Origin of the sequence: Paracraurococcus ruber (genome assembly GCF_004353985.1) — a bacterium.
Lineage (GTDB): Bacteria > Pseudomonadota > Alphaproteobacteria > Acetobacterales > Acetobacteraceae > Paracraurococcus > Paracraurococcus ruber.
Window position 1 is genome coordinate 1 of record NZ_SMOA01000102.1, and the last position, 17784, is coordinate 17784.

A 17784-nucleotide genomic window follows, 5' to 3' on the forward strand; every position below is an offset into this window, starting at 1 on the left:
TGCTGCGGTCATACCGACCGCGGTTCTCCGGCGTCCACATCCCGCCAAATCGCGCACCACCCGCCGCAACCCGCCAGTCACAACCGATTCAGATGACTCACCATGTTCCCGGATGGACACTTACAATGATGAACGACTGAAATTCAGTCCTGTAAGTTTACGAACCTAGTCGATGGGTTCAGATGCTTGCCCAAGGCCGCATGAACGCCGACGCCGGCCGCTTATTCCGACGATGATGAGGCAAGCGGAGGGGAAGCAGTCACCGGCGCGGGGTCCATGGGTCCGGACAACCAGAATGAGGATAGACCTTTGCATCGACGGATACTGATGGCTGCGGCCGGCGCGACGCTGGCCGCAGGTGCGCTGGCCGGTGGCACGGCCCAGGCGCAAGGCGCCCCCCGCCCGACGGCCGGCCCCGCCCGGCTCCGCGGCACGCTTGATGGCGTCACCGAGACGGGCATCACCATGATCACCCGCACCGGTGCCCACCTTGCCGTCGCGCTGTCGCCCCAGCTGCGCGTGGCGCTGGTCGCCGCTGCGCGAATCGAGGATATCCGGCCCAACAGCTATATCGGCACCGCGGCCACCGCACCGCAGCCTGACCGCACCCTGCGCGCGCTGGAAGTCTCGGTTTTCCCGCCGGAGATGCGCGGCGCGGCCCAGGGCCATTTCGCCTGGGATCTCGGCGAGGGCACCACCATGACCAATGGCACGGTCGGCAGCCTTGTCGGCACCAATGGCCGGACCATGGTGGTGAGCTACGGCAATGGCGAGAAGCGCGTCGTGATCCCGGACGACGTGCCGATCGTGATGATCGAGCCCGCTGATCGGGTCGCGCTGCAGCCGGGTGCGAAGATCGTGCTGAATGGCCAGCGCGACGCCAGCGGCGCGGTGACCGCCGCCTTCATCCTGGTCGGCAAGGACGGCCTGACGCCGCCGATGTGATGGGCGCGGCCCCAACGCCGAAGCAACTTGCCCGGCCCCGCACGCCCGGGGCCGGGTCGAAGGAGATCGCCGAATGCGACATCCCCTACTGGTGCGCATTACCCATTGGATCAACGCCTTCGCCATGGTCTGCATGAGCATGAGCGGCTGGGGCATCTACAACGCCTCGCCCTTTTTCGGCTTCCGCTTTCCGGCCTGGGCGACGCTGGGCGGCTGGCTCGGCGGCAGCATCGCCTGGCATCTTGCCGTCATGTGGCTGCTGGTCGCCAACGGCCTGGTCTACGGGCTTTTCGGCGTGTTGTGCGGGCATTTCCGCCGGCGCCTGCTGCCCCTGCGGCCGCGCGAGATGCTGACCGACATCGTCGCCGCGCTTCAACTGCGCCTTGCGCATCGGGGAGGCACCTACAACGCCGTGCAGCGGGCCAGCTATGTCGGCGTGTTGCTCCTGGGCTTGCTGATCCTCGCTTCGGGCCTGGCGCTGTGGAAGCCGGTGCAGCTGCAGGTGCTCGCGCAAGCGCTGGGCGGCTACGAAGCCGCGCGACGGATCCACTTCCTTGCCATGGCTGGGATTGTCGCCTTCGCCATTCTGCACCTGGCCATGGTTGCGCTGGTGCCGCGCACCCTGCCCGGCATGATCACCGGCGGCGCGCCGCCCAAGGGGGTCCCATGAAGAACCGTCTTGACCTGCGTGACCACGCACCCGCGCTGCGCCGGCTGGACCGCCGTCTGCTGCTGCGCCGTGGCCTTTCGCTGGGCTCGCTGAGCCTGCTCACGGGCTGCAACCTGCAGGACGGGGATCGGGTGGACAGGGTGCTCTGGGCCATGTCGCGTTGGAATGACAGGGTGCAGGCCGCCCTGTTCAGCCCGCATCGGCTGGCGCCGGAATACACCCGGCGCGACATCACCGATCCCTTCCCCTTCAATGCGTTCTACCCGCTGGACGATGCCCCGGAAGTCGATGCAAGCGACTATGCCCTCGAGATCTCGGGGCTGGTGCAGGACCGGACGCCCTGGTCGCTGCCCCGGCTGCGTGCCCTGCCGCAGGTGAGCCAGATCACCCGCCACATCTGCATCGAGGGATGGAGCGCCATCGGCCAATGGGGCGGCGTGCCGTTCCGCCACTTCCTGCAGCGGATCGGCGCAGACACCAGGGCACGCTATGTCGGGTTCCGGTGCGCCGACCGCTACACCAGCAGCCTCGACATGGCGACGGCGCTGCACCCGCAGACCATCCTGGCGCTGGACCATGCGGGATCGCCCCTGCCGGTGGCCTATGGGTTTCCGATGAAGCTCCGCGTGCCTACCAAGCTTGGCTTCAAGAACCCCAAGCACGTCATGGCGATCACCGTGACCAATGATGACCCGGGCGGGTATTGGGAGGACCAGGGATACAACTGGTTCAGCGGGTCCTGAGGCTGGGGAGATGCGCGAAGGGTCGGTGCTGAGACGAAGCACGGCGCCACGCAAGCCCTTGGGAATGGCGGCGAATTCCCTGATGCCCGCCAAGCCGGCCGTCGTAGGGCCGGCCGCATGGGTCTAGTGTCCCGGCCGAGACACCATCCTGGCTCGAACACGTCGACCCACTCTTGGCCACGTGCGCCGAACGCATCCGCTTCTCGCCCGATCCTCCCAAGCACATCCCAAGACTCGGTGTGACAGGCGGACCAAGCGGACAAGCCGTGTCAACGCGCAGCCCTCGTTCGACGGGTCGAAGATTCTCCTGGGCGGGTGGCGTCCCCCCCCCGATCCACCCGTGCTCTCGACCGGTCGTGGCGGGCCCGGACGCAATGCATCGCGCGAGCAGCACTGATGCCGGCGACCAACGCACCGCAACAACGTGCTGCCGCTGCTCGCCCAACCCCGCCACCGCGAGCCGGACGGTGTGACCGGGCGAGAGGAAGACCGACGGCTTGCGGCCGTTGCCGACCCCGGGCGGCCTGCCGGTGCAGATGACGTCGCCCGGCTGCGGAGCGAAGCAGCGCGAGACGGAGCTGACGAGCTTCGCGACACCGAATGCCAGGGTCCGCGTGTCGCCTCGCTGCATCGCCTTGCCGTTCAGATCGGTTTCGACGGCGAGCACGCGTGGATCGGACGCCTCGTCCGAGGTGGCGAGCCAGGGACCGAGGGGGGCCGAAGCCGTCGAAGGCCTTGCCCTGGTCCCAGGACCCGCCAGGGTTGTTCCGCCACTCGTGCTCCAAGGCGTCGTTGCCCGCCATAGCCGGCCATATGCTCCGCTGCGCGCTCCTCCGGTACGGAGAGCAGACAATTGGCACCTCAGGCAACCGAGACCGCGCCTGCCAGGGCGCGACGCCGATTTTGCCGCTCGGACAGAGGGGCTGCGCCGGGGCCGTCCTTGCCCGCCCGGCCGCAATGGCCGGGGCGGCATCGCGCACGCGGTCGTGCGCGGCCACGGCCCGTGCCGGCCGCAACGCCGCCGCGGCGCCGGAGCGTTGTGCGCCGCATGCGCTTCGCCATGATCGCGTTCCCTCTCCTCCTCGCCCTTCTGCTGGCGGCCGGCAGCCCTGCCGCTGCGGAGGCCGTCTTTCCGCCCGGCGCCTCGATAGGGCTCGTGCCGCCGCCCGGGATGCGGCCCGCCACCCGCTTCGCCGGATTCGAGGACCCGGAGCGCGCCGCCAGCATCACGGTGAACGAATTCCCCGCCGCAGCCTTCGACACGGTAGCCGGCGGCCTGACGCCGGAGGCGCTCGGCCAGCGCGGCCTCCGCGACGCGCGGCGGGAGGACGTGCGGGTCGGTGGACGGGACGCGGTGCTCATCACCGCCGCCTCCGATGCCGGGCCGGTGCTGATCCTCGTGGCCGGCTCGCAGGACGCCACCGCCATCGTCACCGCACGGCCGGGCGCGGGCGCCGCGCAGGGGGCGGTCGAGGCCCTTCGCGCCGCGCTCCTCGGCGCTGCCTTCCGCGCGCCGGCGAGCTTGGCGGAGCAGCTGGCCGCCCTGCCGTTCCGGCTACCGGTACTGGCCGGCTTCGCGCCGGAGCGAACGCTCGGCGGCAACGCGGTGCTGCTGCGCCCGGCCGGGGCCTTGGGCGATCCACGCTCGCAGCCGTTGCTCTCCATCGCGGCCTCCGTCGGCGCCGCGCCGGAGCCGGGCGCGCTTGAGGCCTTCGCGCGCCGCGCGGCCGCAAGCATTCCCGGGCTTGGCCCCCTCCGGATTCGCCGGGCCGGGCTTGTGCGATTCGGCGATGCCGCGTGGTTCGACATCGAGGGCGATGCAGCCTGGACTGACGCCGTGCCGCCCGGCCCGCTGCTGGTGCGGCAGGCCATCCGGCTGACGCCAGCGGGCTATGTCCGGGCCGTGCTGATCGCCCCCGCCGCGGAGGCCGGCCCGCATGGGGAGAATTTCGCGCGGGTGCTCGCCGCGTTGGAACCCCGCCCGTGAGGCGCGGGGCCGCGCTCGCCGGCGCGCTGATCTTCGCGCTCCCGGCCGATGCCGTCGTGCTGACCTGGCACGACAACCTGATGCTGCGGCTGGAACGGCCGCGCCCGGCCTCGGGCCGGGACGGCGCTCAGCGCGTCGCCCCCGGTGCGGCGTCGCGGCGCAGGTAGTTGTCGCCGTCGATGACCAGCAGCCGGTCGGAGCCAGGGTCCGGCCGGAAGACGGAGAGCGTCTCGCGCGTGCCGTCCCCGGCGTCGAGCACCAGTTGCATCCCCTCGATCCGGTAGCGGCCGGAGGTCGCCGGGCGGCGGCTGCCGGTGACGATGCCCGTGCGCGTGCCGCCGGTCTCGTTGCTGCCGCTGAACCCGGAGAAGCCGCTGCGCATGAAGGTGCCGTCCGCCGCCAGCGTGAGCACGCGCTCGACGGCGACGCTGCCGGAGGAGAAGGCTCCCTGCCCGGAGGAGGCGAAGAGGTAGCGCCAGCTTCCGTCGAGCCGCGTGCCCGCCGGAAACGGGACCACACGCCGCCAGCGCTCCTTGCCAAGGGTAAGGTCTGCGCCGACGCGCGCGAGTGGCTGTTCGGCGCGCTCCAGCATGCCGTAGTCGTTCATCACCTTCTCCGTCACCAGGCTGCCGGCGGAGAGACGGTAGAAGCCGCAGTCGCGCGGCCGCTCGCGGCAGAACGCCGCCAGGTCGCGGCCGCCCGGCGGGACGGCGGTGGCATAGATGCCACCGCGGTCGAACACCAGGACTTCGTTCTCGGAGAAGAAGTCCATGCCGCCGAAGGCGTTCGGCCGCAGGCCGGTGTTGAGCGTGGTGAAGGCGCCCTCGAGCCCCGCATCGCCCGACGCCGGCGCGACGTCCAGCACGCGGTCGCCGGGCCCGGGGCGGAGCGAGCGCACCAGCGCGGCGAACTCAGCCTCGAGCGGCGCGGTGTCCTCGGCGCGCGTGCCGATCATCACCAGCATGAGGAAGACCGCGCCGCGCGGGCTGTCGATGCCGATGAAATGCGCCTCCGCATACACCCGGTTGCGCGCGCGGCAGCAGCGCTGCACCCAGGCCACCGGATGGCGGTTGACGGTGACGCCGGCGCGCGTCTGCAGCGGGCGCCCATCCGGCAGCGCCTCGAGCCGGGTGAACGCGCCGAAGGCCTCGGCGAAGGGCGTGCCGCGGAGCGGACGCGGCGCGAAGACCCCTATCAGGGCCGCCCCGCGGCTGCGTGCGTCGGGGCGCGGCGGCAGGTCCTTGCGGAAGGTGAGGCCCGTCGCATCGGTCGCGCTGCGTGCCCAGCCCGACGCCGCCGCGGGGGCGGCGAAGCGCATGCCACCGAGCGCCTCCTCCTCGGCGCGCGCGGGCGGCGGCAGCGCGAGCAGCAGCGCGAGCGAGAGCAGCAGACAACGGCCCGCTAGGTTCCCGCGAGAGGCCGGACCCGCGCCGGCCCGACCCCGACCGTCCGGTTTCTTCACTCGCCGCCACGCGCCCCGGGCCAGGGCATGCACCGCGCGGCGCCCGACGTGCCGCCAGGAAGGCTCGAGCCCGCCGGGCTCGCGACGGCCATGCATCACGATGTGCATCTCGCGCCCGGCCTGCTCACGCCCGCTTCAGCTGGATCCCGGCCGCGGTCAGGTCGAGCCGGGTCGGATCCATGTCGAAGCCAAGGACGCCGCCCTCGCGCGGGCATTGCCAGGCTTTTGTGCCGACGCGAGAGCCGGAGCACGGCCGAGGCTGTCCTCTCCCTCATGCTGCCATCCGGACACGCGTCTCCTGCCGCCAGACCTGGAAGGCTGGGGCACGGGCACGCCGATACTGGCCGGCGGCCATCGGATCTCGCCTTGGGCGGACGTCGAGCACCACACCGTGCTGATCGACCGCGCGCCAGAGATATTGCAGCTCGCCGCCAGGTTTCGGGAACACCCCATTGAAATGCCGAGTGTCGCCCGGCTTGGGCGGACGGTGACGGACCTCGCGGGCGAAGTCGGCGCCAAGATTGCGGCACCACGGCCTGATGCTCTCGTGGGTCACGCTAATTCCGCACTGCGTCGGCATCGGCTCCACCTCGCGCAGGCGCAGGCCGAGAACGCGATACGGCCGGACGGCGTAGCTGATGATCGCGACTGGGAAGCGATAACCGGGGCAGATCGACGGCTCGGGTAACATCGCTTGACCATGCCCCACCGGCCTCATTCGGCCCAGGGACCGCGAAGTTGATAATATCCCTGGCGGACATTGCCGATGGCGCGAACAAGGTCGGCGTCGGGCAGCAGGACGGGCGCGTGACCTGCAGGAAATCCGGCAGCCTGCGCCGATCGGGGCAATCCGGAAACAGGCCCTGAAAGGGCTCTATCGCCGCTGCTCTTCCATTGTTGGACACGTTGACGATTCCACGCGCCGCTTTGTTGCCTGCTCCATTCGGCAACTGCTCCGATGACTTTCATTTTGGCATGATACCCGGGCGGCGGCTCACGCCGCCTGCCCTGCGCTAAAGCCGAGTTGGGCGGGGAGCAGACTCCGAGGACGGTGCCTCTACAGTCCGACCGCGCTGCCTGTCTGCGCCAAGTTGATCTCGGTTGCCACGGCGGCCGGCGACAGCGACAGGGCGAAGCCGATGGCGGCGGCGAGGTCGTCCATCGGGATCGGCACCTGCGGCCCGAAGCGCCCGGCGTCGATGTCGGCCTCGACCTCCGGGGTCGCCACGTTGCCGGGGTTGAGTACGGTGACCGCGAGCCACGGCAATTCGCGCCGCAGGGCCTGGGCCGCGCCGCGCAGGCCGAACTTGGACGCCGAGTTGGCGACCTCGCGCGAGGCGGCGTTGTCGAGGCCTGAGAGGGAGCCGACGAACAGCGCGCGGGGTGAGGGTGACCGCCGCAATTCCGGCAGGAGCGCATGTACGAGGTGGACGGGGGCGAGCAGGTTCACGGCCAGCACCCGCTCCAGCTCGGCCCGGTCGCCGTGCGCGAAGGCATAGGCCGCGGTGAAGGCGTTCCGCTCCCAGGTGCCGCCCAGGTAGAGCAGCGCGTCGAGGCGCTGGCCGCCGAGGCGGTCGGCGACCGCCGCCACGCCCTCGCCGGTGGCGAGGTCGGCCTGGATCCATTCCCCGTGCGGCGAGGGCGAGCGGGAGACGGACCAGAGGCGGGCGGCGGCGCCGGCCAGACGAGAGGCGATCCCGAGGCCGATGCCACGGCTACCACCAGCGACGAGGACATGCTTGCCGGCGCCGAGATCCATGTGCAGCTCCACCGCAGATATCCGACCGACCGGATCTGTCGCGGAAGCGGCGGCCGCATTCGCCCAGCCGCGCGCCTCGTGGGCCGATCGTCGCAATCATGCGCCGATAGCACGGCTAGGCCAAAGGTTCGCATCGGGTCGAACCCGGCGGAACTCGTGGGGCGGCCGCATCACCGCGCCGATGCGCGGACAGCACGCCTTCGCGTGCCAAGCGGGCCACAGTCGCGGCCTCGGCCGTTTTGTGCCGGCCGCAGGTGAGGAACGCACGAGGCAAGCGCGGGGAAGGGTGCAGCCGGTTACCCTGCCCGGAGCAGCACGCCTGGCCGCACCCCCGTCTCCTCGCCCTCCTCGAAGACCGGCAGGCCCGAGACCATCGTCATCCCGTAGCCCTCGACGCGCTGGATCAGCCGCCGCCCGCCGGCGGGTAGGTCGGCGACCATCTCCGGGTGGTGCGCACGGAGCCCGGCAAGGTCAATCAGGTTCAGGTCCGCCTTCAGCCCCGGCGCCAGACGGCCGCGGTCGGAGAGGCCCATGAAGTCCGCCGTCTCGCTGGTCATGCGCCTTACGACGAACTCCAGCGGCAGGCGCGGCCCGCGGGCACGGTCGCGCACCCAGTGGGTCAGCATGAAGGTCGGGATCGCGCCGTCGCAGATCGACCCGCAATGCGCGCCGCCGTCCGACAGGCCGAAGACGGTGTTCGGGTCGCAGAGTAGGTCGCGGATGACCGCGTGGTCGCCGGTCGCGTAGTTGGCCAGCGGGAAGAAAAGCATGCGCCCGCCGTCGCCGGCGGTCAGGTAGTCGTAGCAGTAGTCCTGTGGCGTCTGGCCCGCGCGCGCCGCCATGGCGGCGATGCTGCGCTCGGCAGTCGGCTCATAGTCCGGCGGCTCGCCGAGAACGAACATCCCCTCCCAGCGCGTGGCGATGAAGCGGGAGAGGGGTGGCAGCAGCCGCAGCAGGCGAGGCGAGGCCTCCTCGGCGAGGATGCGCGCGCGCGTCGCCGGATCGCGGAGCCGGGCGAGCCGTTCCGGCATCTGCAAGGTGGCAAGCTCCGCAAAGCTCTCGCGCAGAATGAAGGGGTTGAGGTCGGTCGAGAGGCCGAGCAGCAGCCCTGCCGGCCGCCCGCCGACCTGGCCGGTCAGCGCAAGACCTTCGGCGCGGGCGGCGCGGATTGCTGCGGTGATGCGCGGCAGGCGCGCGCGGTCATGCGCGCGGTCGAAATGCAGGAAGTAAAGCGGCCGGCCGCTGGTGCGGGCGAAGTCGCGCATCCAGGCGAACTCGGCCTCCACGTCCTCGAAATCGGCGTTGAGGCCGAGCGCGCCGCGTCCTGCGGTCCTCAGCGCGCGCGCCAGGCCCATCAGTTCCGCATGGTCGGAATAGCGTCCCGGCACCTGCTCGCCGGCGCGGGTCATGTGCTGGTCGGTGCGGCTCGTCGTGATGCCGAAGGCGCCGGCGCGCAGAGCCTCGGCCGCAAGACGCTCCATCGCGGCGATGTCCTCGGCCGTCGCCGCCTCGCGCCGGATCGCGCGCTCGCCCATGACGTAGACACGGAGTGGATGGTGGGCGAGTTGCGTGCCGACATCGACGGTGCGAGGCATGCGGCCCAGCGTGTCGAGGTACTCGCCGAAGCTCTCCCAGTCCCAGCGTAGGCCTTCCGTGAAGACAACGCCCGGAACCTCCTCGACGCCCTCCATCAGGTCGATCAGTGCCTGGTGGTGCTCGCGGCGGGCCGGGGCGAAGCCGACGCCGCAATTGCCGAAGATCAGCGTGGTCACGCCGTGGTTCGAGGAGGGCCGCAGCACCGGGTCCCAGGTCGCCTGGCCGTCGTAATGGGTGTGGATGTCGACCCAACCCGGCGTGACCAGCCGGCCGCCGGCACTGACCTCCCGCCGCCCGGCCCCAGCTTTGCCGCCGACCTGGACGATCCGGTCGCCTTCGACGGCAAGGTCGCCGGCGAAGGGCGCGGCGCCGGTGCCGTCCACGATCAGCGCGTCGCGGAAGACGATGTCGTGCATGACGGTTCTCCCCTGGATTTCAGAGGAGTGTGTCAGGCGGGGCAGCGCCTGTCACACCAATCGTGGTGAGGCGTGCCCTGCGGCGGACGAAGTCGGCTGATCGCCCGAAGGGGTGCGGAGGCAAGTACCGCCCAGACAAGCCGCCTAAGAGGGCAGCTGATCGGGTCTACGACCGCGCCAGCAGCGCGAGCGGGTTGGCGCTCGGCATGGGCTCATGTGAGACAGGCTGGAGAGGTTGCTGCGGGTCGAACTCGGCGGCTCCGGCGAACTGGATCCAGCGCCTTTCCAAGCTGCGCAATGGGGCCGGCCGCTTGGTCCTCCGCGCTGCCCGGCGCTACAGCCCGACCAGCCCGGCCGGGCTCTCGCCGAGAAGCTTTGCCTGCCTCACAGGGCTCCGCCTGGTGCGGACGCCGCGATGGCTGCTGTGCTGCATGATGGCTTCGTCGCGCGCGCCGCCCTTTTTGGCTTCGGTGATGAAGCCTGGTCGCAGTCCGTGCATCGACAGCTGCTCGAGCCAGGCGGGCTTGATGCCGGCCAGCGCCAGCCGCCGCGCCGGGATGCGCGGCAGCGCATAGGGCTGCGGGGCGCCGTCGCAGGTGCTGGCCAGCCCGTCGCTGCAGGCGGCGACCAGGCAGCGGAGTTCAGCGGTGCCGATCGCCGCGGCGTGGCGCTGCCGGCGAGGGTGTCGCGGATCACCGGGTGCACGCCCTGCACAGGGCTGGCCGGCCATGCGATGGGCGCGGCCAATGGCGGTCAGCCGGCGGCGGAGGGCTGCTCCGGCATGGGTGACGGCCACGGTCATCGGCGTGGCCGGCAGAGCGGCAAGACCCTGTCTCCCGACACCAGGCCTCGAAGCCGGCCGAGCCCGTGGCACAGGCGGCAGGCGTCGCCGGCGACTGGGCCTGGCGAGCATAGCCGGCGGCGCGGGCGAGGTCGGCATGGGGCTGCGGGATGAGAGCGCGTATGGCCGGCTTCCGGCAGCTTGCAGGGATTGGGGCAACCCGCAAAAAGGCTTTGGAGAGGACATCGCGACCAACGGTACATCGCCCAGCCCCAGGAATGCATTAGGGGTGAAAAGTCACCCGCTGAGCTGCCGATATCCGTGCATCTCTGACTTCATTCCTCGCCTATCATCCGCGGTATATCGGTCAGCCAAGCTCGTCTTGCGCTGATCGTATTCTCGCCAAACCAAGAAGCCCTTTTGCACCCCATCCCTTGGCGCCCTGCGGCACCTCGGGCCGGACATGCTCATGGAGGCGGAAGCCAATCCGGTTCAGTTCCTCCGGCTGATACTCTGCAGCCAGTTCTTCCATCGCCTTCCTCACTCCACCAGGTACTCACCGAGTGCCTTGACGACGTGGGCTATCACCGGCGCGGCTGGCGCCGGCTTTCCGCTGCCGTCATTCGCCAGCGCCATCCCATCCCGTCGTGGGTGAGCCCGATCTGCCTGCCGAGCAGTTGGGCCATGCCCTGGGGTCGCGCCGGGGCTGCGTCGTGCCCATCCTTCGCCTTGTCGCCTCCCTCAGCGATGCCGAGTCAAATGGCCTTGGCGCGTGCCGCCGTGCCCGCCACAGCCTTGCCGAGGCAAGGCGCGGTGCCGGGCGGATGACCGAGCCGCTCCGCGCCGACGGCCGCCCAGAGCGTCAGGACGGGAAGCCGGTTCACCGTGATGGGCACGGCGTCAGGCAGGCCTGTCGATCAGAAACTCATCGCGGCTCTTGCCTTCCGCCTCGGCGGCCTGGAGCCATCTGGGCATCCGGCCGCGCCCGGACCATTCATCGCCGGTCGGACTGCGGTATTTGGCCAACACCGGTGCCCGCCCGGATTTTGGCGCATCGGCTGGCTTGCGGCCGCGTTTCGCTGCGGGCGCGCTGCCGAACAGCGTCCCGAGATCGAGGCCGAGTTGCTCGCCTTCCGCTTGGACGCGGGTCATGAAATCCTGCCTGGCGCTTTCCAGCTTGGCATCCTTCAGCGCCTGGGCCCGCTTCAGCACCTGATTCAACTCGGGCACGGAGAGCGTTTCCAGCGCTTTCAGGAAATCTGGCTCGGGTTGCCCATCGGCGGGAAAGCTGCGCGATGGCATTTCCTCCTCGGAAAGTACCGGCTGGACGGCGGGAGGTTTACGGGCACTGGTACGAGCGGCAGCCACAGGAAACTCCACCAAATAGGACGGGCTATTGTCTCATGGCTATCCTGCTGATGAAAAGCACTGCCGGATAATGCATCTGCTTTATCGTGAAAATGTGGAAGCTCCCCCAAGGCATCGGTTTGCCAGGGTCGAGGTGTTGGGGAATTGCCAGGCAAGGCGTCCACATCATTGCGGTGCCGCTGCGCGTCCGCCTTGCGCGCCTCGTCGCGTGGCGGCGCCTCGGCACCCCCTTCGGCCTCGGGTGCCTGGGCGTCGGCCGCAATCTGCCCGCTCAGCGCCCCGGCTTCGGCCTGCCCGGAACGGGCCCGCTAGAGCCAGTTACGGCCTGAGGCGAGGGCGGCGGGTTTGTGGGCATGGCCCGCAAACCCTACCCCTCGGATGTCTCTGACGAGGAATGGGCGCTGGTTGCACCCTACCTGACGCTGCTGCCCGAGACGGCAGGACAGCGTGAGCACCCGATGCGCGAGGCGTTCAACGCTTTGCGCTGGCTGGTGCGTTCGGGCGCGCCGTGGCGGCTGCTGCCGAACGACTTCCCGCCCTGGCACGCGGCCTACGACCAGACCCGGCGCTGGCCGCGGGCCGGCTGCTTCGAGCGGCTGGCCCACGACCTGCGCGCCCTGCTGCGGACCGCGGGCGGGCGCGAGCCAGAGCCCAAGGCCGCCATCCTCGACAGCCGCACGCTGCGCTCCACGGCCGAGAATGGCCATTGGGCCGGCTACGACGGGGGGCAAGCGCAAGAAGGGCTCGAAGATCCATGCGGCCGTGGACACCCTCGTCCACCTGCTGGCGCTGCACGTCACCCCCGCCAGCTCCAACGACCGCGCCCAGGTCGGCCGCCTCGCCGAGGCCGTGCAGGAGGCCACCAACGAGAGTGTCGAGGTCGCCTTCGTCGACCAGGGCTATGTCGGACAGAAGCCAGCCGAGGCCGCAGCCCGGCACGGCACGGCATCCAGTTCGAAGTCGTCAAGCTGCCCGAGGCCAAGCGCGGCTTCGTCCTGCTGCCCAGGCGCTGGGTCGTCGAGCGCTCCTTCGCATGGGCCAAAGACCCAGCCATCTTCAAGATCAACCCGCACCACCTCATTCCGGAACCAAACAGCCTGGTTGCCGTCGACAAGGTGCCATCCCCCGGACCAGCATCCCCGCGGATCACGGCAACGGCACCTTGCCCGCAAGCGCCTGCGTCTTGCAGCGGCCCAGGACGCGCGCCACCTACCATCCACACAGATGGTACGGAGATGTTCTACGGATGGCCAGCAACGTGCAGGAGCTTCGGCCCAAGGCCGGCGGCGATACCGAAAAGATCACCATCAACCTTGGCTATGTCGATCTCGGCCACATCGACCTGCTGGTCCAGGACGGCTTCTATTCAAACCGAACGGACTTCATCCGCACCGCCATCCGCAACCAGATCGAACGCCACGCCGATGCAACCCGGCAGTCCGTCGCCCGGAAGAGCCTGGACCTCGGCCTGCGGCATTTCAGCCGTGCCGATCTCGAAGCCGTGCAAGCGGCAGGACAGCGGCTCGACATCCGGGTGCTGGGGCTGGCCAGCATCGCCGCCGATGTCACGCCGGACCTCGCCCAGGCGACGATCGCCTCGATCTCCGTCCTCGGCGCGCTGCAGGCCAGTCCCGCGGTGAAGGCCGCGCTCGCCGACCGCACCCGCTGACCGGACCAGTCCAGACCATCTTCCGCTGACCGCCACCACCCGGCGGGACCGCGCCGAGCCGCTTCCACCATCGGCATTCCCTGCGGGAAAGCCGGCCGAGCCGGCTTGCGACCAGGGCATGCCGCTACCCGCGCACCGAAAGCACCAGACATGAACGCGATCCTTCCCGCCTCCATGCTCGAGGCGACCCGCCTCACCCGCGACGGCAAGCTGACCGAAGCCTCCGCCCTGCTGCAGCGCCTGCTGCAAGGCGAGGCGCCGGCCAGCGCCACGCCGGCCACTCCGGGGACCATGGCAGGCCAGGCGCCCGGCCGCCGGCCGCGCGTCATCGACGTCGATCCCGAGACGGGCGAGGCGTCGGCGCCAAGCGCCGCAGCGCCGCGTGCGGCGGCGTTCCGGTGGCAACCCGGCAGCGCGGCGACGCCCAGGATGCCGCGGATGCCGGAGGCCCTGCGCGGCGTCCTCGACCAGATCCATCAGGGTGGTCTGGCGCAGGGCCTGGGCGGGCTGAAACAGGGCGCCATGGCAGGGGCCGAGCCGTTGCCGGAGGGAGCCAGCTTCCTGGCCGGGAGTTTCACCGGCGAGGTGGGCAGCCGCGGCTACAAGCTCTATATCCCCGGCACCCATCGCGGTCAGGCGGCGCCGCTGGTCGTCATGCTGCATGGCTGCACCCAGTCGCCCGACGACTTCGCCGCCGGCACGCGGATGAATGCCCTCGCCGAGGAGCATGGCTGCCTGATCGTCTATCCGGGCCAGACCCAGGCGGCCAATGCACAGAAGTGCTGGAACTGGTTCAGCCCCGCCGACCAGCAGCGCGACCAGGGCGAGCCCGCGCTGATCGCCGGCATCACCCGCCAGGTCATGCGCGACCACGCGGTCGATCCGCGGCGGGTCTACGTCGCCGGGCTGTCCGCCGGCGGCGCGGCGGCCGCCATCATGGCGCAGGCCTATCCCGATCTCTACGCCGCGGTCGGCGTGCATTCCGGGCTGGCCTGCGGCGCGGCGCGCGACATGCCCTCGGCCTTCGCCGCCATGCGGCAGGGCGCCAGCGGGCCGCAGCAGCCCGGCCAGGGAGTGCCCGGGAACGGCAACCGGCGCCTCGTCCCGACCATCGTGTTCCATGCGGACCAGGACCACACGGTGAACCCGCGCAACGGCGACCAGGTCATCGCCCAATCCGCGGCGGCGGGCAACCTGCGGACCATCGTGCAGCGCGGGCAGGTTCCGGGCGGCCATGCCTATACGCGCACCCTCCACTCGGATGCCGGCGGCCAGCCGATGCTCGAGCAATGGCTGGTCCATGGCGGCGGGCATGCCTGGTCCGGCGGCAGCGCCGCCGGTTCCTACACCGATCCCCGCGGCCCTGACGCGTCGCGCGAGATGCTGCGGTTCTTCCTGGAGCACCCGCACACCGCCACGTCGGCCTGATCACGCCGGCCCGGCCGTAGCGCTTCTCGCCGGGTGGGCAGTTGCGGCGCGGCGAGCAACGCAGGGCCGCTCCGCTTGGCCTCATCCCGGTCAGCATGAAGGCTGACCGGGATGGTCATTGGCTCTGGCGCGCAGCCGCCGCGCCAGCCCTGCGCTCGGTACCGGTAAGCAGACGTCACGACCGCGGAGAGGGCCGTAGCCGTGGAGGGCCGCGTGTCGTTCCAAGGTCGAACCCGGCGAGATCCCGATCACCCACCCACCCCTCGACCGGATGCCGGTGCCGCGCGTCCCGCCAGGCCGGCGGCCCCCTGCCCGGCTGGAGATCATCGCCGATCTCCTCGACAGTCGCTGGCGGTTTCCCGGCACCGGCATCCGCTTCGGGGCGGATGCGCACCTCGGCCTGCTGGCCGGCCTGGGGCCGGTCGTGTCCACGGTGATCTCCGGATCTGGGACGCAGGCCGGTCGGGCGCCTCGACCCGGCCGGTGCTGCGCATGATCGGCAAGGTGGGGCTGGATGGCTTGGTCAGCGCCCTGCCGGTGGCGGGTGCGGGCGGCGAGGTGCTCCTCCGGGCCAGCCGCAAGCTGCTCCGGACGCACCTCGCGCGGCCGACGTGAGAGCCTGGCCATGGCTGGCAGGGAGCAGATGGCCTCCCAGGCCCGCGCGGCGACCGTGCGCACGGTCACCCGCATCGGCCAAACGCATGTGTCAGAGCAATGCCGGCGCCTTGGCATGGTCCTGCATGGGCACGGCTATCCTGACGCGATGCATCCATGCAGGACCGGTTGCCTGCGGGCGGTGGTTGCTAGCTGAAATGCGCGGTGAGCTCCTTGTCGGGCAGGTTCACGTAGTCCTTGCTCATGGTCTTGTTCACCAGCCCGGCGGCTTCCTTGCTCAGCTGCTCACGAATGCCGTGCAGCACCTGCGCGGAGGCGGCGATGACCAGCGAGTCTGTCTGGCCACGGCGCACCGCCTCGTTCAGGTAGTCGGCTACGGCCTTGGCGAAATGCGCCTCCGACTGGTCCTTCGGGTTGGATTTCGGGGCCTTGAGCTGGCTCACGCCGGCATCCGCGTTTTCCACCGCATTCGCCTTGCCGGAGGCATCGAAGCTGTGCTGCGTGCGCAGGCCATCATCGGTGCGGACCAGGATGCGCGCCTTGCCGCCATCCGCCACCACGTACCAGGTCTGGTCAGGCTTGCTCATGTTCGCTCTCCATCCGTACCAACCCGTGCGGGCCGGCAGGGCGACTGAACGTGCCGCCCGGCCATTCGGCGGCATGCCGCCCGGTATGCACGGATTGGTGCGCCATCCCGCCCAGGCTTGCGGGGTGAGGCATCGCTTCCGTAGCGCCTGACGTGCCGCGGTGTGTTCAGGCCGCCGGCTCGGCAGGGCGGAAAAGCCAGGACCGGGTGTGAGAAACATTTCTGCCTGAGATGCTTCCTGCTCCGGGTCTGTTTGAGAGTCAGCGATGGGCGACATGGCGGCGGAGCAGCGCGCCCATGGCAACGGGGATCATGGCTTCGGAGACGTCGAGGCCCCGCTCGTCATCGCGGACCAGCCGCCGCCAGCGGATCATCCCGACATGCAGCGACGGCCGTCACCCGCGCATGCCTCTACGAAGCCGCCAATGGGCTGGTGATGGCGGTGCCGCGGTTCTCGCCGCGCAAGGCCTGGGGCACCCGGCCGGTGCGACGGATCGGCGCCAAGAAGGCGCGTGTCGCCGTGGCCCGCAAGCTTGCCGGCACTGCATCCGGGTGGACGGCACCGGGTTCCGGTGGATGCGCGAGGAGGCCAGGATGGCCTGACCGCCGCGCCGCACCCAGGCTCCGCTCCGGCGGAGAGGCTGGCTCTGGCGGGACGGTGGGTGGCGGCGACCGCGCAGTGTCCGTTGGCCGGTCGGGCCAGCCCGCCGGATCAGGCCGCCTCGAACATCGCGGCGCCCCCCTGCCCTCCCCGTCATGGGTCGGATCGCACCGCCCCCGGAGAGACGCATGACCCCGGCAAGGGCCAGCCTCCTGCCCGGCGCCTGACCTGGAAACCCTGATTGGAAAGGTACCCAGACCCCGGCGGCGGGCGCGCGGATCGCCGGTCAGGCTCGGCGCGGCCGCAGGCTCTCCGGGCCCGGGCGGCCGGTGCGGCGGGCGGCGCCGGCCGCCCCTGGCGGATTGCCGTTCGGCGCCGGGCGCAATCCGCTGTAGCCTGTCGGGGCCGGGACGACACCGGGAGGAAACCGAATGATCGCACGCCGCACCATGCCCGCCCTGTTCGGGCTCGCCGCGCTCGCCCTGGCGCCCGCCGCCGCCCTGGCCCAGTCCGGGCCGCAGCAGATGACCTTCTTTGTCACCAGCGCCAATCCCGGCAAGGGCGGCGATCTCGGCGGCCTGGCCGGCGCGGATGCGCATTGCCAGGCGCTGGCCCAGGCGGTCGGCGCCGGCGGGCGGACCTGGCGCGCCTATCTCAGCACCCAGGGCGCGGGCGCGGTGAATGCCCGCGACCGCATCGGCGCCGGGCCCTGGCGCAATGCCAGGGGCGAGGTCGTCGCCCGCGACGTGGCCGACCTGCATGGCGAGGCCGCCGGCCTGTCCAAGCAGACCTCGCTGACCGAGAAGGGCGAGGTGGTGAGCGGCCGCGGCGACCCGGTGAACAACCACGACGTGCTGACCGGCTCGCAGGCCGACGGCACCGCCTTCGCCGGCGCCGAGGACCGCACCTGCCGCAACTGGACCAGCGGCGGGGAGGGCTCGGCCATGGTCGGGCATCATGACCGGATCGGGCTGAACGATTCCGCGCCGATGAAGTCCTGGAACGCCTCGCACCCCTCGCGCGGCTGCGGGTTGGAGGCGCTGCGGGCGACCGGCGGGGCCGGGCTGTACTACTGCTTCGCCACGAACTGACCGGCGCGGCGACCGGCGCGGCGGCGATGGCCGCCGCGCCGGGCCGGCGCCCGCCGCCGCCACGGCC

The 17784-nt window shown here is 70.9% G+C and carries 21 protein-coding genes and 1 pseudogene; 11 read left to right on the top strand and 11 right to left on the bottom strand.

The features are described 5' to 3' along the window. Nucleotides 1-276 precede the first annotated feature (276 nt). The 3 genes from E2C05_RS17720 to E2C05_RS17730 all read left to right on the top strand — a co-directional run bounded on the left by E2C05_RS17720 (nucleotide 277) and on the right by E2C05_RS17730 (nucleotide 2358). Nucleotides 277-945: a hypothetical protein gene (locus E2C05_RS17720; protein WP_200305467.1), complete on the top strand. Its 669-nt coding sequence runs from the start codon at nucleotides 277-279 to the stop codon at nucleotides 943-945. Nucleotides 946-1018: 73 nt separating this feature from the next. Beyond that, nucleotides 1019-1615 carry a cytochrome b/b6 domain-containing protein gene (locus E2C05_RS17725; protein WP_133220985.1) on the top strand — a complete coding sequence of 199 codons (597 nt, stop codon included), beginning with the start codon at nucleotides 1019-1021 and terminating at the stop codon, nucleotides 1613-1615. After that, nucleotides 1612-2358 carry a molybdopterin-dependent oxidoreductase gene (locus tag E2C05_RS17730; RefSeq protein ID WP_133220986.1) on the top strand — a complete coding sequence of 249 codons (747 nt, stop codon included), beginning with the start codon at nucleotides 1612-1614 and terminating at the stop codon, nucleotides 2356-2358. The genes E2C05_RS17725 and E2C05_RS17730 overlap by 4 nt, the downstream gene beginning before the upstream one ends. Here E2C05_RS17730 and E2C05_RS35440 read toward each other — a convergent pair. Then, nucleotides 2345-3331 carry a fumarylacetoacetate hydrolase family protein gene (locus tag E2C05_RS35440; RefSeq protein ID WP_133220987.1) on the bottom strand — a complete coding sequence of 329 codons (987 nt, stop codon included), beginning with the start codon at nucleotides 3329-3331 and terminating at the stop codon, nucleotides 2345-2347. The genes E2C05_RS17730 and E2C05_RS35440 overlap by 14 nt on opposite strands. An 87-nt stretch (nucleotides 3332-3418) precedes the next feature. On the opposite strand from E2C05_RS35440, the gene E2C05_RS17740 reads away from it, so the two are divergent. Together E2C05_RS17740 and E2C05_RS33130 are read left to right on the top strand one after the other, a co-directional pair. After that, complete coding sequence (locus E2C05_RS17740; RefSeq protein WP_133220988.1) at nucleotides 3419-4345, top strand: hypothetical protein; 927 nt, start codon at nucleotides 3419-3421, stop codon at nucleotides 4343-4345. Beyond that, nucleotides 4342-4512: a hypothetical protein gene (locus tag E2C05_RS33130; protein WP_158292203.1), complete on the top strand. Its 171-nt coding sequence runs from the start codon at nucleotides 4342-4344 to the stop codon at nucleotides 4510-4512. Before E2C05_RS17740 ends, E2C05_RS33130 begins: the two co-directional genes overlap by 4 nt. Here the strand turns inward: E2C05_RS33130 and E2C05_RS17745 are convergent. The 9 genes from E2C05_RS17745 to E2C05_RS17780 all read right to left on the bottom strand — a co-directional run bounded on the left by E2C05_RS17745 (nucleotide 4473) and on the right by E2C05_RS17780 (nucleotide 11661). Next, on the bottom strand, nucleotides 4473-5840 hold the full coding sequence (locus E2C05_RS17745) for a hypothetical protein (protein ID WP_133220989.1): 1368 nt from the start codon (nucleotides 5838-5840) through the stop codon (nucleotides 4473-4475). The genes E2C05_RS33130 and E2C05_RS17745 overlap by 40 nt on opposite strands. 238 nt (nucleotides 5841-6078) lie before the next feature. Then, nucleotides 6079-6498 carry an IS6 family transposase gene (locus E2C05_RS17750; RefSeq protein ID WP_133220990.1) on the bottom strand — a complete coding sequence of 140 codons (420 nt, stop codon included), beginning with the start codon at nucleotides 6496-6498 and terminating at the stop codon, nucleotides 6079-6081. A gap of 23 nt (nucleotides 6499-6521) precedes the next feature. Further along, nucleotides 6522-6776 (bottom strand): hypothetical protein, encoded by a 255-nt coding sequence (locus E2C05_RS34230; protein WP_133220991.1) that lies wholly within the window; start codon nucleotides 6774-6776, stop codon nucleotides 6522-6524. An 88-nt stretch (nucleotides 6777-6864) separates the two neighbouring features. After that, on the bottom strand, nucleotides 6865-7578 hold the full coding sequence (locus E2C05_RS17760; RefSeq protein ID WP_200305463.1) for an SDR family oxidoreductase: 714 nt from the start codon (nucleotides 7576-7578) through the stop codon (nucleotides 6865-6867). 284 nt (nucleotides 7579-7862) lie between these two features. Further along, the gene (locus E2C05_RS17765; RefSeq protein WP_133220992.1) at nucleotides 7863-9578 is read right to left on the bottom strand and encodes an N-acyl-D-amino-acid deacylase family protein; all 1716 of its coding nucleotides are present in this window, start codon (nucleotides 9576-9578) and stop codon (nucleotides 7863-7865) included. Between the two features lie 334 nt (nucleotides 9579-9912). Next, nucleotides 9913-10308, bottom strand: coding sequence for a site-specific integrase (locus E2C05_RS17770; RefSeq protein ID WP_133220993.1), 396 nt, complete (start codon nucleotides 10306-10308; stop codon nucleotides 9913-9915). Between the two features lie 418 nt (nucleotides 10309-10726). Next, complete coding sequence (locus tag E2C05_RS17775; protein ID WP_192912481.1) at nucleotides 10727-10891, bottom strand: hypothetical protein; 165 nt, start codon at nucleotides 10889-10891, stop codon at nucleotides 10727-10729. Nucleotides 10892-11114: 223 nt separating this feature from the next. After that, nucleotides 11115-11255 carry a hypothetical protein gene (locus tag E2C05_RS34235; protein WP_205082883.1) on the bottom strand — a complete coding sequence of 47 codons (141 nt, stop codon included), beginning with the start codon at nucleotides 11253-11255 and terminating at the stop codon, nucleotides 11115-11117. 4 nt (nucleotides 11256-11259) lie between these two features. Beyond that, nucleotides 11260-11661, bottom strand: a complete 402-nt coding sequence (locus E2C05_RS17780; protein ID WP_133220994.1) for an H-NS histone family protein — start codon at nucleotides 11659-11661, stop codon at nucleotides 11260-11262. Between the two features lie 419 nt (nucleotides 11662-12080). Here E2C05_RS17780 and E2C05_RS17785 point away from each other — a divergent pair. The 5 genes and pseudogenes from E2C05_RS17785 to E2C05_RS35160 form a co-directional block, all read left to right on the top strand. Further along, a pseudogene (locus tag E2C05_RS17785) lies at nucleotides 12081-12767 on the top strand (IS5 family transposase); the annotation flags it as partial. A gap of 206 nt (nucleotides 12768-12973) precedes the next feature. Next, complete coding sequence (locus E2C05_RS17790; protein WP_133220995.1) at nucleotides 12974-13396, top strand: CopG family transcriptional regulator; 423 nt, start codon at nucleotides 12974-12976, stop codon at nucleotides 13394-13396. A 150-nt stretch (nucleotides 13397-13546) separates the two neighbouring features. Continuing rightward, nucleotides 13547-14824: an extracellular catalytic domain type 1 short-chain-length polyhydroxyalkanoate depolymerase gene (locus E2C05_RS17795; RefSeq protein ID WP_133220996.1), complete on the top strand. Its 1278-nt coding sequence runs from the start codon at nucleotides 13547-13549 to the stop codon at nucleotides 14822-14824. Between the two features lie 271 nt (nucleotides 14825-15095). Then, nucleotides 15096-15320, top strand: a complete 225-nt coding sequence (locus E2C05_RS35445) for a DUF4112 domain-containing protein (RefSeq protein ID WP_133220997.1) — start codon at nucleotides 15096-15098, stop codon at nucleotides 15318-15320. Then, the gene (locus E2C05_RS35160) at nucleotides 15308-15439 is read left to right on the top strand and encodes a hypothetical protein (protein ID WP_275670507.1); all 132 of its coding nucleotides are present in this window, start codon (nucleotides 15308-15310) and stop codon (nucleotides 15437-15439) included. The genes E2C05_RS35445 and E2C05_RS35160 overlap by 13 nt, the downstream gene beginning before the upstream one ends. 188 nt (nucleotides 15440-15627) lie before the next feature. On the opposite strand, the gene E2C05_RS33135 is transcribed toward E2C05_RS35160, so the two are convergent. After that, nucleotides 15628-16026: a host attachment protein gene (locus E2C05_RS33135; RefSeq protein ID WP_158292205.1), complete on the bottom strand. Its 399-nt coding sequence runs from the start codon at nucleotides 16024-16026 to the stop codon at nucleotides 15628-15630. A gap of 1031 nt (nucleotides 16027-17057) precedes the next feature. Here E2C05_RS33135 and E2C05_RS17815 point away from each other — a divergent pair. Further along, nucleotides 17058-17717 (top strand): hypothetical protein, encoded by a 660-nt coding sequence (locus tag E2C05_RS17815; RefSeq protein WP_133220999.1) that lies wholly within the window; start codon nucleotides 17058-17060, stop codon nucleotides 17715-17717. Nucleotides 17718-17784: the final 67 nt, after the last annotated feature.